Raw genomic sequence first — 16,585 nt, forward strand, 5'->3', positions numbered from 1 at the left:
GGTGGTGATGGCGTTCAAAACCCTGGATGGCAATGAAGCCGTGGCCTCGGTGGCCTATCGATTGAGCGAAACCATCGCCATTTACCCTATCACTCCGGCTTCGGTGATGGGCGAGCATGCAGATGATTGGTCCGCACTGGGCAAGCCCAATCTCTGGGGCCAGGTGCCCGGGGTGGTGGAAATGCAGTCCGAAGCCGGCGCGGCCGGTGCTATGCACGGCGCGCTGCAGGCGGGCTCGCTGGTCACCACGTTTACCGCTTCCCAGGGGCTGCTGCTGATGCTGCCCAATCTGTACAAGATTGCCGGTGAGCTCACGCCGTTTTGCATGCACGTGGCCGCCCGCAGCCTGGCCACCCATGCCTTGTCGATTTTCTGTGACCACTCCGATGTGATGAGCGCCCGGGGCACCGGTTTTGCGCTACTGGCCTCGGGTTCGGTGCAGGAGGCCCAGGACCTGGCTGCCATCGGCCACGCGGTGACCCTGGAAAGCCGGGTGCCAGTGATGCACTTTTTCGACGGCTTTCGCACCTCCCATGAAATTGCCAAGATTGTCGCCCTCAGCGATGAGGAGCTGACCGCGCTGGTGCCCCATGAGGGCATAGCTGCCCATCGCAATCGCCGGATGACCCCGGACCGCCCGGTATTGCGCGGAACCTCCCAGAATCCCGATGCCTTCTTCCAGTCCCGGGAAGCCGCCAACCCTTTCTATCAGGCGTTTCCGGAACATCTGGAAGCGGTGATGGGGCGATTTGCCGGGATCACCGGCCGCCAGTACCGGTTGTTTGATTACGTGGGCCACCCGGAGGCTGAACGGGTGGTGATCTTGATGGGCTCCGGGGCCGAGTGTGCCCATGAAACCGTGGACTGGCTGATGGAGCAAGGCGAAAAGGTGGGCGTGCTCAAGGTGCGCCTGTTCCGACCCTTCGCCACGGACCGTTTCCTGCAAGCGCTGCCCGATACCGTAAAACACCTGGCGGTACTGGACCGGACCAAGGAGCCGGGTGCCCAGGGTGAACCGCTGTTGCTGGAGATCAGCGGCGCGCTGATGGACGCCTACAGCCGGGGCGATCGGGAGGTTCTGCCCCGGGTGATCGGCGGGCGTTACGGCTTGTCGTCCCGGGAATTTACCCCGGCCATGGTCTGTGCGGTCTTTGATCAGCTGAAAGAGGCTTCTCCCAAAACTCGCTTTACCGTGGGGGTTCGCGACGATGTGACCAATCTGTCGCTGGGCGTGGACAGCGACCTGGACATTGAGTCACCGAAAACCCGCCGGGCGCTGTTCTTTGGCCTCGGCGCGGACGGAACCGTCAGCAGTAACAAGGCCAGTATCAAAATCCTGGGCGAGGGCACCGATCTGTTTGCCCAGGGCCATTTTGTCTACGACTCTAAGAAATCCGGCGCCACCACCGTTTCGCACCTGCGCTTCGGCCCGCTGCCGATCCGCTCCAGCTATCAGATCCGCCAGGCCCAGTTTGTGGCGGTGCATGCCCCGCAGTTTCTGGATCGGTTTGATGTGCTGGAGCATGCGGCGCCGGGCGCCACGGTGCTGCTCAACGTGCCCTGGGCGCCGGAGCAGGTCTGGGATCGGTTGTCGGTGGAAGCCCAGCGGGTACTGGTCGAGCGCAAGGTGCATCTGTTTGTGATTGATGCTGCCGAAGTGGCGGAAAAAGCCGGCCTGGAACGACGGATCAATACCGTCATGCAGGTGTGCTTCTTTGCTCTTGCCGACATTCTGCCCCGGGATGAAGCCATCGCTCATATCAAGGAGTCCATTCGCCGGACCTGGGGCCGAAGGGGGCCGGAGGTGGTGCGTCGCAACGTTGAGGCGGTGGATTCGGCGCTGGCGAATCTGCACGAAGTGCCTGTGCCGGGTGAGGTGACCGCGACCCGCAGCCGGCCACCGAGAGTGCCGGAAAATGCGCCGGACTTTGTCCAGAAAGTCACCCGTCTGTTGATGGACGGCCAGGGCGACAAGCTGCCGGTCAGTGCCTTTCCGGTCGACGGCACCTGGCCGACCGGCACCAGCCAGTACGAAAAGCGCAGCATTGCCCAGGAAATCCCGATCTGGGAGTCGGACCTCTGTGTGCAGTGCAATTTCTGCGCAATGATCTGCCCCCACACGGCGATCACCAGCAAGGTGTTCGAGCCGGAGGTCGCCAAAGGTGCGCCAGAGACGTTCGAAGCAGTGCCGGAAACCCACACTCCGGAACTGGAGGGCCTGGATTACCGGATACAGGTGGCCCCCGAGGATTGCACCGGTTGCGGCTTGTGCGTGGAAGTCTGCCCGGCCAAGGACCGCACCCAGCCCAAGCGCAAGGCGATCAACATGAGGCCGATGGAGGCGCACCGGGAGGCCGAGGCAAGCAACCTGGCGTTTTTGCGCAGCCTGCCGGACGTGCCCCGGGATCGTATTCCCCGGGACTTCAAGTCGTTGCCACTGCTGATCCCCCTGTTCGAATATTCCGGTGCCTGCGCCGGCTGTGGCGAGACGCCCTACATTCGTTTGCTGACCCAGTTGCTGGGCGACCGGCTGCTGATTGCCAACGCCACCGGATGTTCCTCCATTTACGGCGGCAACCTGCCCACCACACCCTATACGGTGAACGCCGATGGCCGAGGACCAACCTGGAACAACTCGCTGTTTGAAGACGCTGCGGAACTGGGCCTGGGTATGCGCATGGGTTTGAACAAGCTGGTGGGCCGGGCCCGGCAGTTGCTTGAGGATATGAAAGGCAACCTGCCTTCGGCTTTGTACCGTGACTTGACCGGCCCCTGTGCCAGCCTCGACGAGACCGCCATCGCAGCGCGACGTGAGGCCGTCTCCCGGCTGCGTGAGTGGCTGGTGGCTCAGCAGGGCCCGGAGGCGCAGGAATTGAACGGTCTGGCGGATGAGCTGTGCCCGAAGAGCGTGTGGGTGATCGGTGGCGACGGCTGGGCTTACGACATCGGCTATGGCGGCCTGGATCATGCCCTGGCTTCGGGGCAGAACCTCAAGCTGCTGGTGCTGGATACCGAGGTGTATTCCAACACCGGCGGCCAGCAATCCAAAGCCACACCCATGGGCGCGATTGCCAAGTTTTCCGCCGCCGGCAAGGAAACCCGCAAGAAAGACCTGGGCCTGCTGGCCATGAGTTACGGCCATATTTACGTGGCTCAGATCGCCATGCAATCCCACAGCAACCACACAACCAAGGCTCTGCAGGAGGCAGAAAGCTTTGACGGCCCGGCGCTGATTATCGCCCACAGCCCCTGCATTGCCCACGGCTACGATCTGGTGCATTCCCCGGCGCAACAGAAGCGGGCGGTGGACAGCTGGGCCTGGCCCTTGTACCGGTTTGATCCGCGTCGGATCGACGAGGGGCTGCCGCCCCTGCAGCTGGATTCCGTGCGCCAGAAAGTGCCCATGAAAACCTACATGCAGGAGGAGGCCCGCTTCCGCATGCTGGAACTGAGAGATCCCCAGCGCTATGAACAGCTGGCGGCTGCGGCCAGTGACGCCGCCAGGGAGCAGCGCGAGCTGTACATGCAACTGGCCGGCATTCACTTTGAGCCCCACGAGCCGCCAGAACAAAAGGACAAGGGAGCAGACCTTCATGACTGATCTGACGACTCGCTGGCTCGGGCTCGACTTGCATTCGCCCCTGGTGGTGGGTGCCAGCCCGCTCACCGATGATCTGGACGCACTCAAAGCCTGCGTGGATGCAGGGGCCGGGGCGGTGGTGATGCACTCGCTGTTTGAGGAGCAGTTGGTGGCGGAACAGATGGCGGCGCATCGCTTTATTGATTCCCGCATCAACACGGACGCCGAGGCGCGCTCGTTTTTTCCGGAATCCGAAGTCTTTGAAATGGGCTCCAGCAGTTATCTCAAGCGCCTGGCGCAGCTGCAAGGCTCGCTGGATGTGCCGGTGATTGCCTCGCTCAACGGTATCTCGCCCGGAGGCTGGGTCCAGCACGCCCGGGAGCTGGAAGAGGCCGGTGCGTCGGCGATTGAATTGAACCTGTACGACCTGGCCACGGAGCCGTCTGAAACAGCCATTACCCTGGAGCAACGCCAGCTGAAAGTCGTGCGTTCGGTGGTGCAGCAGGTCAGCATTCCCGTCAGCGTCAAGCTGTCGCCCTTCTATTCTGCGTTACCCTCGTTTGTTGCGGGTGTGGAGGCCACGGGTGCCCGGGGATTGGTGCTGTTCAACCGGTTCTATCAGCCGGACATGGATCTGGATGAGCTGGCGCTGAGCCGCGAGATTGTGCTGTCCACCAGCGCGGAACTGCCGCTGCGGTTGCATGCGATGGCCATGCTGTTCAATCGCACCCGCCTGGAAATGGCCGCCTCCGGGGGTGTTCACACCGGTGATGATGCCACCAAGGCCATCCTGTCAGGCGCCACAGTGGTGCAGGTGGTTTCGGCAGTCCTGGCCGAGGGGCCAGCAGCGATGGCGAGAATAACCGGTGAAATGACGCACAGGCTGACAGGCATCGGATATGCTTCTCTGGCCGAAGCCCGCGGCGCTCTGTCATTGGAGAATGTCCCGGATGCCGGCACCTGGGAACGGCTGAACTACGCACGTTTACTGCAAGGCTGGCGCTGAGCCAGCCTGGTCAGAGCGATTGCTCAGGCACTTCCCGAATACGGCCATGTTCATCGATCGCCACGTACACAAATAACCCCTCTGTCACCTTGCGGGGGTTTTTGGCAGCGCGGTCGAGGGTCCACACTTCAACATTGATCTTCATAGAGCTGCGACCAATATCCACCAGCTCGCAGTAACAGCCCACCTGTGAGCCCACACGCAACGGCGACAGGAACTCCATCCGGTCCATGGCGACGGTCGCGTTGCGGCCACGGGAGATGCGCCCCGCCACGGTGGCGGCGGCAATATCCATCTGTTTTACCAGCCAGCCGGCAAACACATCGCCATTGGCGTTGGTATCGGAGGGCAGGGGGATAACTTGCAGGGCAAGATCTCCGCGGGGTTTGGGCTTGTCATCATCGTACGCCGTCATGGATGTCGCCTGTTGCTACTTATGGATTGTTTTCCTCGCATGGTAACGGGCTGGCGGCGGTCTGCAAGAAAATTTGAACAATGCTGTATGGAAAACTGCCAAATATTTCAGAAGCTGTAACAAAGTTGTCATAGACGCTCCTTAGGATGCACTCATCGGTAAAGCAGATACCAACATAACGTCCACCGATACTGGAGACATAACGTGATGAAATTGAAAACTGCAATCGCTTCTGTTGCCCTGGCGGGCAGCATTGCCGCCGTGTCCGCCCCGGCCATGGCCCGTGATACCGTCAATGTCGTCGGTTCTTCCACTGTTTACCCGTTCGCCACCGTGGTTGCCGAGCGTTTTGGCCGTAACACCAACTTCCCGACTCCGAAACTGGAATCTACCGGTTCCGGCGGTGGTCTGAAACTGTTCTGTGCCGGTATCGGTACCCAGCACCCGGACATCACTAACGCTTCCCGTCGCATGAAGAAGAGCGAGTTCGAGCTGTGCCAGAGCAATGGCGTGAAGGAAATCACCGAAGTGAAAATCGGTGCTGACGGTATCGTTATCGCCAACTCCAAAGATGCTGGCAAGCTGGACCTGAGCCTGAAGCAGGTGTTCCTGGCCCTGGCCAAGGAAGTTCCGGATCCCAAGGGCGGCGACAAGCTGGTCGCTAACCCTTACCAGAAGTGGAGCGAGATCGACTCCAGCCTGCCGAACCTGGAAATCAGCGTGATGGGCCCGCCTCCGACTTCCGGTACCCGTGATGCTTTCGTTGAAATCGCAATGGAAGGTGGCTGCAAGACCTTCGATTTCATCAAGGCCATGCCGAAGAAAGAAATGAAGAGCGTTTGCCACAGCATGCGTGAAGACGGCCCGTTTGTTGAGGCTGGCGAAAACGACAACCTGATCGTTCAGCGCCTGGCGCAGGACAAGGACACCCTGGGTATCTTCGGTTACAGCTTCCTGATGGAAAACAGCAGCCAGATCCAGGCCGCGACCATCGGTGGCGTTGAGCCGACTCCGGAAACTATCGCTGATGAAGATTACCCGGTTGCCCGCTCCCTGTTCTTCTACATCAAGAACGCCCACGTAGGCGTGGTTCCGGGCATCAAGGAATATGCCGAGGAATTCACTACTGAAGGCGCCTGGGGCGACAACGGTTACCTGGTCGACGTAGGCCTGATTCCGAATCCGCGCAACACTCGCATGGAAGTGGCCAAGAACGTGCGCAACCTGAAGCCGATGACCGGCAACGAGCTGTAAGCAGCTCCGGGTAGTCAGGGACGACGACAAAGAACGCGGGCCGGGGAGGTTCGCGTTCTTTTGTTACAAACAGATGAATTAAAAAGCCGCTAAACTGGCACAATAATAAAAACGTTGATCTGGCTTTAACTCAACATTCACACGACACAGAGAACGTTATGCAAACGGCCAATCTGTTGCCCCTGATACTGGTGATTGCCGTCATTGCCTATGGTCTGGCCTATATGCGGTCACGGGCTGTCGCCCAGCCACTTGGCGGTATCCGGAACCTCAAGGCTTTGCCTTTCTACTACGCAGCACGCGCAGCGTTGTGGTGTGCAATTCCTGCCTTACTGGTGCTGGGTGCCTGGGCAGGCTTTGAAGGCAAGGTGATCCAGAACCTTGTTGTAGCGTCTTTGCCAGCGGAGCTGGCTCCGGAATCTGAAGGTCAGGCCAGCCTGATTCTGTCGCAGATCACCAATGTGGCGGCTGGCAAGCTGGATCCACAGTTCGTTCCGGTGGAAGTGGTCGGCGCTGCGGACTTGCTGCATTCACTCAAGCAGCAAAGCAGTAACTTCAAAACCACACTGGTACTTTTGTTGGCGGTGCTGGGCGCGGCTTACGCCTGGTCTCGGGTTCAGCCGCATATCAATGCCCGGGAGAACGTCGAGCGTGCGTTACGCTGGATATTCTTTGTCTGTGCGGCGGTTGCCGTGCTGACCACGGTGGGCATTGTGTTTTCCGTGATTTTCGAAACCGTCCGGTTCTTCGGGCGGGTTCCGCTCACCGAGTTTCTGTTCGGTACCTCCTGGAGTCCGCAAACCGCGCTTCGCGCTGATCAGGTGGGTTCCGACGGCGCGTTCGGCATAATTCCGTTGTTTACCGGTACTCTGCTGATTTCCGCCATCGCGCTGCTGGTGGCGGTGCCGGTTGGCTTGCTGTCAGCGGTGTATCTGTCGGAGTACGCCTCCAAGCCGGCCCGCTCGATCATCAAACCCTTGCTGGAAATGCTGGCGGGCGTACCTACCGTGGTCTACGGCTTTTTTGCTGCCTTGACGGTGGCGCCGTTTATCCGCGACCTGGCTGAAAGCATTGGCCTTGAGGCGTCGTCCCAGAGCGCACTGGCGGCCGGTCTGGTGATGGGCATCATGATCATTCCGTTTGTTTCGTCGTTGTCTGACGACGTGATCAACGCCGTGCCCCAAACGCTGCGGGATGGCTCCCTGGCGCTGGGCGCCACCCAGTCCGAAACCATGAAAAATGTGATCTTCCCGGCCGCTTTGCCGGGCATCATGGGCGGCATTCTCCTGGCGGCCTCCCGGGCGATCGGTGAAACCATGATCGTGGTCATGGCGGCGGGCCTCGCGGCCAACCTCACTGCCAACCCGCTGGACTCCGTCACGACGGTCACGGTGCAGATTGTTACCCTGCTGACCGGTGACCAGGAGTTTGACAGCGCCAAGACTCTGGCCGCGTTTGCTCTGGGCATGATGCTGTTCATCGTCACCCTGGCACTCAACGTGATTGCCCTGAAGATTGTCCGCAAGTATAGGGAACAGTATGACTGATCAACGTTCACAGGCGGAGATTGTCCGCCAGTCGCTCAAGCGGCGGTATCGCAAGGAACTCCGGTTCCGGCTCTATGGTATGACTGCCATTGCCATCGCCCTGCTGTCCCTGGTGGTGCTGTTTACCGACATCATCGGCAAGGGCTATACCGGGTTTATCAAAACCACCATGACGCTGGAAGTGGTGCTGGATGGCGAACAGATGTATCTGGACGACCCGACCGACAAGGATCAGTTGTCCATGGCGGATTTTCAGGCGCCCATCATTGCAGCACTGAAGACGTACTTCCCCGAGGTTGAGGAGCGCAAGGATGTACGGGAGCTGAGCCGTCTGGCGGGTAGCTACGCCAGCAACCAGATCCGCGACCTGTTGGTTCGGCAGCCAGAACTGTTGGGCACCACCCAGAGCATGGAATTTCTGGTGCACGACACGGTGTCGGTTTATGTGAAACACGCCGACAATCCGGCCTACAGTATTCGCCTGTCGGAGCAGCAGCAGCGCTGGGTGGATGAACTGGTGGAAAAAGGTGTGGTTGATACCGGCTTCAATGATGTGTTCTTCAGTCGGGGTGATTCCCGTGAGCCGTCCAACGCCGGTATTCTCGGGGCCATTGTCGGTTCCATGCTGACCATGGTTGTGACCCTGGTAATTGCCTTCCCGGTCGGGGTGGCGGCGGCGGTGTACCTTGAGGAGTTTGCGCCCCAGAACAAGCTGACGGACTTCATTGAGGTGAACATCAACAACCTGGCGGCAGTACCCTCCATCATCTTCGGTCTGCTGGGCCTGGCGGTGTTTATCGGGGTGTTCGGGCTGCCCCGTTCGGTGCCGGTGCTAGGCGGTCTGGTACTGGCATTGATGACACTGCCCACCATCATCATTTCCAGTCGGGCCGCGATCAAGAGCGTACCACCGTCTATTCGGGAAGCCGCCGAGGGTATCGGGGCGTCCAAGATGCAGGTGGTACTGCATCATGTGGTACCACTGGCTATGCCCGGGATGCTGACAGGCTCCATCATCGGTATGGCTCAGGCCCTGGGCGAAACGGCTCCGTTGCTGTTGATCGGTATGGTGGCGTTCATTGTCGACATACCCGATGGATTTTTCAGTTCTGCCACAGTGCTGCCGGTCCAGATATACCTGTGGGCAAGCAGTTCCGAGCAAGGCTTCGTTGAACTGGCCTCGGCCGGCATCATGATTCTGCTGGCTTTTATGATTACCATGAATGCATTGGCCATCTGGATGCGTAAACGTCTCGAGCGCCGGTGGTAAGGAGATTAGTGATGAACACCATGAATTCGACAATAGCCAGTGAAGCCCAGGTGCCAGAGGAAAAGGTCATGCCGGTAACCGAAGAAAGGCCAGAAGATACGGTGCTGGAAGAGGGCGTGACGGTCGGTAAACCTTTCGCGGACGACCCGAAGTTCAAGCTGCGTAATGTAGAAGTGTTTTACGGCGACAGCCCGGCTATCAAGAACATCAGCCTGGACATCGGTCGCAACGAGGTCATTGCGTTTATCGGGCCTTCGGGCTGCGGTAAGTCTACCTTTCTGCGTTGCCTGAACCGGATGAACGACAGCATTGATATCTGCAAGGTCAAAGGCCAGTTGATGCTGGATGACGAGGATATCTACCATTCGAAGAAAGACGTGGTAGAGCTGCGTGCCCGTGTGGGCATGGTGTTCCAGAAACCAAACCCGTTCCCCAAGTCGATCTACGACAACGTGGCCTACGGCCCGCGCATTCACGGCCTGGCAAACCGGAAATCGGATCTTGACGAGATTGTAGAAAACAGCTTGCGCAAGGCGGGCCTGTGGAATGAAGTAAAAGACCGTCTGGACGCGACCGCAACGGGCATGTCGGGCGGGCAGCAGCAGCGTCTGTGTATTGCCCGTGCGATTGCGGTCAGCCCGGAAGTGATTCTGATGGATGAGCCTTGCTCAGCACTGGACCCGATCGCAACCGCGAAAGTAGAAGAGCTGATCGCTGAAATGTCGGAGAGCTACACCATTGTGATCGTCACTCACTCGATGCAGCAGGCCGCGCGGGTATCCCATCGCACGGCCTATTTTCATCTGGGGCATCTGGTGGAAGTGAACGAGACCGATAAAGTATTTACCTCCCCGGAACATGAGTTGACCGAGTCTTACATCACAGGTCGTTTCGGCTGAGCAGGCCAAGCAAAAAGTGGAGATATAAGCTATGCCGAATAGAAAAGACGATGTATACGGGGATCACATTTCCGCGAAGTTCAATGATGAACTGACCGAATTGAAAACCCAGTTCCTGAACATGGGCGGTATGGTCGAAAGCCAGGTAGAGCAGGCGTTGCAGGCCTTGGTTGACAGTGACAGCCAGCTCGCGGAACAGGTACGCCTCGGCGACAAGAAAGTCGACAAGATGGAAATGGATCTGGATGAAGAGGCCATTCTGGTGATTGCTCGTCGCCAGCCAACGGCCCGGGACCTTCGTCTTGTCATTTCAGTGATCAAAATGGTGGCGGATCTTGAGCGGGTGGGGGATGAAGCCAAAAAGATCGCAAAAATGGCCATAAAGCTCGCCGAAGAGGGCCAGGCTCCCCGCGGTTATGTCGAAATTCGCCACATTGGCAATCACGTGCTGGCCATGCTGCACGATGCCCTGGATGCCTTTGCCCGGTTGGATTCCGAGCAGGCCCTGCGCATCATGAAGGAAGACAAGCAGGTCGACGAAGAGTACCAGGCAGCGGCAAGAACGTTGTTGACGTTTATGATGGAAGACACCCGCAACATCACCCGTTGCATGATGGTGATGTGGGTACTTCGGGCCCTGGAGCGCATCGGTGATCACGCCTGCAATATCGCAGAACACGTGATTTTCATGGCCAAGGGTGAGGATGTTCGCCATTCGCCGATGGAAGAAGCCGAGCGGGTGGTGGGGCGCTGAGACCGTGCTGGTGCGGGGTGTGCATTTGCGTACCCCGCCAGTATTTGTTCGTCCCGGGATTTCCTATATTCTGTCGGAGTCATGATTAACTCTGGGGATATATGACTCTTCTTATCGCCTTCGCGATTATTTCAATTGGCTTTTCTTTTCTCTGCTCCATTCTGGAGGCCGCGTTATTATCGATAACGCCCAGCTACATTGCGTCCTTGAAGAAAGACCGGCCGGACCTCTTTCTCCGGTTACGCAAACTCAAGGACGACATCGATGATCCTCTGTCCGCCATACTCACGCTGAACACCATTGCCCATACCGCCGGTGCCACAGGTGTTGGTGCCCAGGTCGCTGTGTTGTTCGGGGAGGCCTGGCTGGGCGCTGCCTCGGCGATCATGACCCTGGCGATTCTGATTATTTCTGAAATTATTCCCAAGACCATTGGCGCCAAATACTGGCGCGGTATCGCGCCGGCGTTGCCTGCGGCGCTCGGGTTTCTGGTGAAGGCCTTGTTGCCGTTTGTCTGGCTGTCCAAACAGGTGACCCGCCGTATTGCCAAAGGTGAAGGTGAGACAGACATACGGGCTGAAATCAGTGCCCTGGCAGAAATCGGGCGGGACCAGCAGTCGCTGGATGAAGACGAACGCCGGATGATCCAGAACGTACTGCGGTTTCACGAAATCAAAGTCAGCGCGGTCATGACGCCCAGAACTGTCTGCAAATTCATCGGCCCGGAGACGACCGTTTCGGAATTCCGGCAGAAAGTGTCAAAAGCGCCTTTTTCCCGATATCCGATGCTTGATGAAGAGGGCGAAACCCTGGGCTATGTCCACCGTTCGGACCTCATTACAATGGAGGACACGGCCAACCTCACGGACTACCTTCGGGAGGTGAAGCGGGTTCGAGCGTCAACCAACATTGAATTCCTGTTTTCGGAAATGCTGCGGGAGCGCCAGCATATTGCGGTGGTTTATGACGAACTGGGTACCTGGCTGGGCGTGGTCACTCTCGAGGATATTCTGGAGACTTTGCTGGGCACCGAGATCATGGATGAAACGGATAACGTCTCTAATCTGCGCCGCTATGCCAAACAGCGTTGGAGTCGCAGGCTCCGGCGCTCCGCAAATTAATTCGGGGTTTTGAGTTGAGGACGGGGCCTTTGAGGCCCCGCACCTTCAGCGGCTGATACTGCGGGAATCAGCCCTGCTTCATCTTGTCGGTGTAGGGCGGCCAGCCCAAGGGCTTACCCGCGAGCAGGTGCAAGTGGATGTGAAACACCGTTTGCCCGGCATTTTCCCCGCAGTTCATCACCACCCGGTAACCGTCTTCGGCAAAGCCCATGTCTTTGGCCAGTTTTCCCGCCACCCAGTACAGGTGACCCACGATTTCCCGATCACCTTCTTCGATGTCATTGATGGTGGCGATGGCCTTTTTGGGGATGATCAGCAGGTGCACCGGCGCCTGGGGGTTAATGTCCCGAAAGGCCAGGCTGAGGTCGTCTTCATAGACGATGTCCGCCGGGATTTCCCGGTTGATGATTTTGGTGAAAATGGTTTCAGACATGTTCGCTCCTTGGTTGTTATGTCAGGTCCCAGCGTTGTGGTTTACAGCCAGTTCGGAATCGGTAAGCGGTTTGCCAGCTCCCTGATCAGCGCGGGTGGCTGGTCGTCCAGGCCCATGGCATAACGGGCTACGCGATTGCGGGCAAAGGGCAGGGCGCGGGCGGCACCCAGGCCAATGTTGCGGGCCAGGTGAACCGGTGGAATGGCATTGCTGAACAGGTGGTAGAACAGGTCCATTGCCAGCATCATGCGCCGGTTGGCGGGGCGGCGCTGCTGCTCGTACAGCTTCAGCCAGTGGCTGCTGGCCAGGTCGTCACCGTTGCGGCGAGCTTCTTTCAGCAGGCCCTGCAGGCACTGCGCATCCTGGAATCCCAGGTTCACACCCTGGCCGGCCAGCGGGTTGATGGTGTGGGCGGCATCGCCGGCCAGCACCACGCGATGGCTGAAATAGTGCTTGGCGTGCTGGCGGGCAATGGGGAAGCTGGCACTGGCGTCGATGTGCGTCAGCGTCGGTAGCCGCTTCGGGAACGCTTTGGTGATGGCGGCCATCAGTTGCTGGTCATCCATGGCTTTGAGTTCGGCCAGGCGGTCGGGACTGTCATACCACACCAGAGAGCCCCAGCTTTCGCCCGGGTTGTTGCTGCCAGCACTGTGCAGTGGCAGGAAGGCTCTGGGACCGCTCGGGAAGAAACCCTGCCAGGTAATATCTTCGACTTCACCCTGATACCGGACAGAAATCACCATGGCCTGTTGCTGGTACTGGTCCCGGGTGACGCCGATGCCCGACATGTCTCGTACCTGCGACAGGGCACCGTCGGCACCGATAACCAGTTGGGCGCTCAGTTGGTTGCCATCTTCCAGACTGACAGTGGCGGACTCAGCCGTCTGATGTAAGGCGGTGATGGCCTGACCGGTAAACAAGCTGACATCGGGTTCCCGTTCGGCGGTTTGCCAGAGGGCACGTTGGGTAATGCTGTTTTCAACGATGTGGCCCAGGTGCGAGGCGCCCAGGTTGGCGGCGTTGAACTCGACTTGTGTCAATGTGCCCGGCAACAGCTTGCTGAGTGGGTGTGGCGTTTCGTCCCAGACGGCAAGCCGTCGATACGGGGTGGCCCGCATGGCCAGAATGCCAGGCCAGGCCCCCAGGCTTTGCAGGTAGCGCTCACTGCCGGCGCTGAGCGCAGATACCCTGATGTCCGGGCTGGCATGCTCGTCGAAGTCTGCAGGGGTAGCCCGGTCAATCAGGGCAACTTTAACGCCCTGTTGACCAAGGCCGGTAGCAAGTGCTGCGCCGACCATGCCGGCGCCAACGATGATGATGTCAAATGCTTGGGTCATATCCGGTTCCTGTCTGTTGGCATCAGTTTACGCGATGCCGCATTGCAGACAAGCGACCGGAGTCAATCCGGGCTGTTTCAGTAACCTGCGAGGACGGATTCCTCCCGGGGCTCCGGCTTTCGACGGCTTTTTTGCAGCCATGCGGGTTTCTGGGCGCCGGGGCGAACAAATCCCTGATTGATGACGATGGGTTGAGTCAGGTTGAGGAAGTCCACGGTCTTCATGTGGATGGATTCGGTATGGCTGCCGGCAGCAAAGGCCAGTTCCGGCTGCTCTGTCAGCACTTCGGCGCAGTACACGGTCATGCCGAAGAGGTTGCCAAAGGGGGGCATGGCTCCCACTTCGCAGTCGGGGAAGCGATCCTGGAATTCCTGCTCGTCTGCAAGATCTACAAAGTCAGTATCCAGCACGTGGGACAACCGGTCCCAGCGAACTCGCCAGGTGGCGGGCATCACCAGCATGGCCATTTTGCCATCCAGCTCGATGATGACGGTCTTGACCACGCGGTCACCGGCTATCTGAACATGATGGGCAAGTTGCTGTGCTGTAAAGGCAGGGGGGTGGGCCTGGCACAGGTACTCCGCGCCAGCCTTGTCCAGATATTCTTTGAGTTGCTGTACCGGCATAAATACAACCTCCTGACAGCATGGACAGTGTTGTAGAGCCTTCCGCCTAATCCCGGGCCGGGCTCCGGTGGCAGGCAGGGGTTGCCCACCTGCCTTACCGTCAGCTTAGCCCAGGATCTGCGGTTTGCGAATAACCGGTTGTGCCCGTGTGACCGGGTTCCGGTTAGTCCGCTTTGATCATATGTACGTCGCGTTGGGGAAACGGAATAGAAATGCCTTCCGCATCGAACGCCTTTTTCACGCGCTCCTGCATGTCCCAGTAGAAGGGCCACAGATCGCCGGCCTTGGTCCAGGCGCGCACGGTGAGGTCAACGGAGCTTTCGCCCAAAGCGCCAACTACAACCATTGGGGCAGGGTCTTTCAGCGCGCGCTCGTCTTCTTCGATCAGCCGTTTGCAGATGTCTTTGGCCTTATCGATATCGTCGCTGTAACCGATGCCGAAGGTCATGTCGCAGCGACGGGTTTCGTAAACGCTCATGTTGATCAGGCTGGAGTTAGACAACTGACCGTTAGGGATCACTACCCGGCGATTATCGAAGGTGTCGACGATGGTATACAGAATGCTGATTTCACGCACGGAGCCGAGGAACCCCTGTGCTTCAATGGCATCACCAACCTTGAAGGGTTTGAAGATCAGGATCAGTACGCCACCGGCGAAGTTGCCAAGGCTGCCTTGCAGTGCCAGACCAACGGCCAAACCGGCGGCACCGATAATCGCAACGAAGGAGGTGGTGGCAATGCCAACCATGGAGGCGACAGAAATCAGCAGCAGAATCTTGAGGATGGCGCCAAGCAGACCGCACAGAAATTTATTCAGGGTGGGATCTTTTTTGCCGAGCTTGGCATCCAGAACGCCCACAAACCGATTGATCAACCAGAGACCGATGATCAGGGTGATGATGGCGAGAACCACCTTGGGGGCGTAGGCCATGATCAGGGTGATGGCCTGATCTATCCATTCGGACGCTTGCCCGTTGGCGCTGAAAAGCTCTTCCATTTTGAAACTCCTTGGTCGTTAGTATTTTGTCTTGCTTAAGAGTAAATCAGGGCATTCTGAAATTTTTCAGCACCCAGTATAGAACAGGTATTTGAACAATAAGTGTTTCAGGCCGATAAATGTCCGGAACTAGTGGTTTTTGGAGTGATGTGTGCGGGCGTACTCCGTGATCACATCAGGGCCGCCTCGAACAAGGATCCGGCCTTGTTTCTGGCTGAGCTGGTAATCGTACATCGGGTCGTAGTAGTCCCTGAGCAGGCCTTCTATCCAGGCGTTATGCCCGTCGGCAGACCCTTTGGTCTGCTGCGCCAGGGCATCCTCCATCAAGGTACGCAAATGCAGGTGGCGCTCTCCGCCCAGGCGCTTACGGATTCGGTCGAGTGCGCTGAGCAGGTAATCCCGGTAGTTAAGCCAACCGGCTTCTTCGCCGTCCCGGGCAATATAGTCGGCCAGCATGCCCTCAACATAATCAGCACGAATGATTGAAATGCGCTCCTCCAGCGGCTGCTCCAGAACCAACAGCCCAGACTCGCTCATCCGGGCTCGCAGGCGTTCGGGCATGGCGCAGCGGCCGATCAACCGGCTTTCGTCTTCCAGATAGACTGGCCCTCCCACCCGATGGTGGGCCTTCAGCATGGCCACCGCCAGCCGGTTCTCAAAGTCGATCTGGGAGGGCTGGGGGCTGACCTGGCGACCAAAGCTGGAACCCCGGTGGTTGGCCAGGCCTTCGAGATCCAGCGGATTGGGCAGATCCATCAGCACCCGGGTTTTGCCGGTGCCGGTGCGCCCGCTGAGAATCCGGAATTCCTCGCGCTCAATGAGCTGGTCAAGGCTGTCGATGAGGAAGCGGCGCAGGGCTTTATACCCGCCCTTGATCAACGGGAAATCGATGCCGGAGTCTTTGATCCACTGTTGCGTCAGTCTTGAGCGAAGCCCGCCCCGGAAGCAGAAAAGGTAGCCGTCAGGATGTTTGGCGACGAATCGCGTCCAGGCTTCAATTCTCTGGGCTTTTATGTCCCCCGAAACCAACTGGTGACCCAGTTCAATGGCTTTGTCCTGACCTTTTTCCTTGTAGCATATGCCGATGCGATGCCGTTCTTCATCGTTCATCAAGGGCGCATTGATGCTGCCCGGAAAGCTGCCCTTGGCAAACTCCACGGGCGCCCGCACATCCATCAGCGGCACCTCGTTCAGGAACAGATTCAGGTAGTCATCGGTATCGGGTCTGCTAGCCATGTCCTCGGATCACTGTTGTTCTGGGTGAGGCGGCAGTATACCGGACTGTCAATATCCGGGCATCCCGGGTGAGGGTACAATGGCGGCCTCGTACCATGTTGACAGGATCG

14 protein-coding genes are annotated in these 16,585 nt (G+C 58.6%); 8 read left to right on the forward strand and 6 right to left on the reverse strand.

Annotated features, from left to right (window positions below; genetic code table 11):
- Positions 1–7 precede the first annotated feature (7 nt).
- Positions 8–3,601: a pyruvate:ferredoxin (flavodoxin) oxidoreductase gene (gene nifJ / locus QPL95_RS14055; RefSeq protein WP_303291622.1), complete on the forward strand. Its 3,594-nt coding sequence runs from the start codon at positions 8–10 to the stop codon at positions 3,599–3,601.
- On the forward strand, positions 3,594–4,586 hold the full coding sequence (locus QPL95_RS14060) for a dihydroorotate dehydrogenase-like protein (protein WP_303291623.1): 993 nt from the start codon (positions 3,594–3,596) through the stop codon (positions 4,584–4,586). The genes nifJ and QPL95_RS14060 overlap by 8 nt, the downstream gene beginning before the upstream one ends.
- Before the next feature lie 10 nt (positions 4,587–4,596).
- Here QPL95_RS14060 and QPL95_RS14065 read toward each other — a convergent pair whose 3' ends face one another.
- A complete protein-coding gene (locus QPL95_RS14065; RefSeq protein ID WP_303291624.1) occupies positions 4,597–5,001 on the reverse strand; it encodes an acyl-CoA thioesterase in 405 nt (134 codons plus the stop codon).
- Positions 5,002–5,205: 204 nt separating this feature from the next.
- On the opposite strand from QPL95_RS14065, the gene QPL95_RS14070 reads away from it, so the two are divergent.
- The 6 genes from QPL95_RS14070 to QPL95_RS14095 all read left to right on the forward strand — a co-directional run bounded on the left by QPL95_RS14070 (position 5,206) and on the right by QPL95_RS14095 (position 11,846).
- Positions 5,206–6,255 carry a substrate-binding domain-containing protein gene (locus QPL95_RS14070; RefSeq protein WP_303291625.1) on the forward strand — a complete coding sequence of 350 codons (1,050 nt, stop codon included), beginning with the start codon at positions 5,206–5,208 and terminating at the stop codon, positions 6,253–6,255.
- A gap of 158 nt (positions 6,256–6,413) precedes the next feature.
- Positions 6,414–7,802: a phosphate ABC transporter permease subunit PstC gene (pstC, locus tag QPL95_RS14075; RefSeq protein ID WP_303291626.1), complete on the forward strand. Its 1,389-nt coding sequence runs from the start codon at positions 6,414–6,416 to the stop codon at positions 7,800–7,802.
- Positions 7,795–9,072 carry a phosphate ABC transporter permease PstA gene (gene pstA / locus QPL95_RS14080; protein WP_303291627.1) on the forward strand — a complete coding sequence of 426 codons (1,278 nt, stop codon included), beginning with the start codon at positions 7,795–7,797 and terminating at the stop codon, positions 9,070–9,072. The genes pstC and pstA overlap by 8 nt, the downstream gene beginning before the upstream one ends.
- A gap of 11 nt (positions 9,073–9,083) precedes the next feature.
- The gene (gene pstB / locus QPL95_RS14085) at positions 9,084–9,971 is read left to right on the forward strand and encodes a phosphate ABC transporter ATP-binding protein PstB (protein WP_303291628.1); all 888 of its coding nucleotides are present in this window, start codon (positions 9,084–9,086) and stop codon (positions 9,969–9,971) included.
- Positions 9,972–10,002: 31 nt separating this feature from the next.
- The gene (gene phoU / locus QPL95_RS14090; protein WP_303291629.1) at positions 10,003–10,725 is read left to right on the forward strand and encodes a phosphate signaling complex protein PhoU; all 723 of its coding nucleotides are present in this window, start codon (positions 10,003–10,005) and stop codon (positions 10,723–10,725) included.
- A 101-nt stretch (positions 10,726–10,826) separates the two neighbouring features.
- A complete protein-coding gene (locus QPL95_RS14095) occupies positions 10,827–11,846 on the forward strand; it encodes a CNNM domain-containing protein (RefSeq protein ID WP_303291630.1) in 1,020 nt (339 codons plus the stop codon).
- Positions 11,847–11,913: 67 nt separating this feature from the next.
- On the opposite strand, the gene QPL95_RS14100 is transcribed toward QPL95_RS14095, so the two are convergent.
- The 5 genes from QPL95_RS14100 to mnmH all read right to left on the reverse strand — a co-directional run bounded on the left by QPL95_RS14100 (position 11,914) and on the right by mnmH (position 16,475).
- Positions 11,914–12,279, reverse strand: a complete 366-nt coding sequence (locus QPL95_RS14100; protein WP_303291631.1) for a histidine triad nucleotide-binding protein — start codon at positions 12,277–12,279, stop codon at positions 11,914–11,916.
- Positions 12,280–12,320: 41 nt separating this feature from the next.
- Complete coding sequence (locus QPL95_RS14105; protein WP_303291632.1) at positions 12,321–13,616, reverse strand: FAD-dependent monooxygenase; 1,296 nt, start codon at positions 13,614–13,616, stop codon at positions 12,321–12,323.
- 77 nt (positions 13,617–13,693) lie between these two features.
- Positions 13,694–14,242, reverse strand: coding sequence for an aminoacyl-tRNA deacylase (locus QPL95_RS14110; RefSeq protein WP_303291633.1), 549 nt, complete (start codon positions 14,240–14,242; stop codon positions 13,694–13,696).
- A 163-nt stretch (positions 14,243–14,405) separates the two neighbouring features.
- Positions 14,406–15,239, reverse strand: a complete 834-nt coding sequence (locus QPL95_RS14115; RefSeq protein ID WP_303291634.1) for a mechanosensitive ion channel family protein — start codon at positions 15,237–15,239, stop codon at positions 14,406–14,408.
- 129 nt (positions 15,240–15,368) lie between these two features.
- Positions 15,369–16,475, reverse strand: coding sequence for a tRNA 2-selenouridine(34) synthase MnmH (gene mnmH / locus QPL95_RS14120; RefSeq protein ID WP_303291635.1), 1,107 nt, complete (start codon positions 16,473–16,475; stop codon positions 15,369–15,371).
- Positions 16,476–16,585: the final 110 nt, after the last annotated feature.

Origin of the sequence: Marinobacter sp. SS5-14b, from assembly GCF_030541005.1 — a bacterium.
Taxonomy (GTDB): Bacteria; Pseudomonadota; Gammaproteobacteria; order Pseudomonadales; family Oleiphilaceae; genus Marinobacter.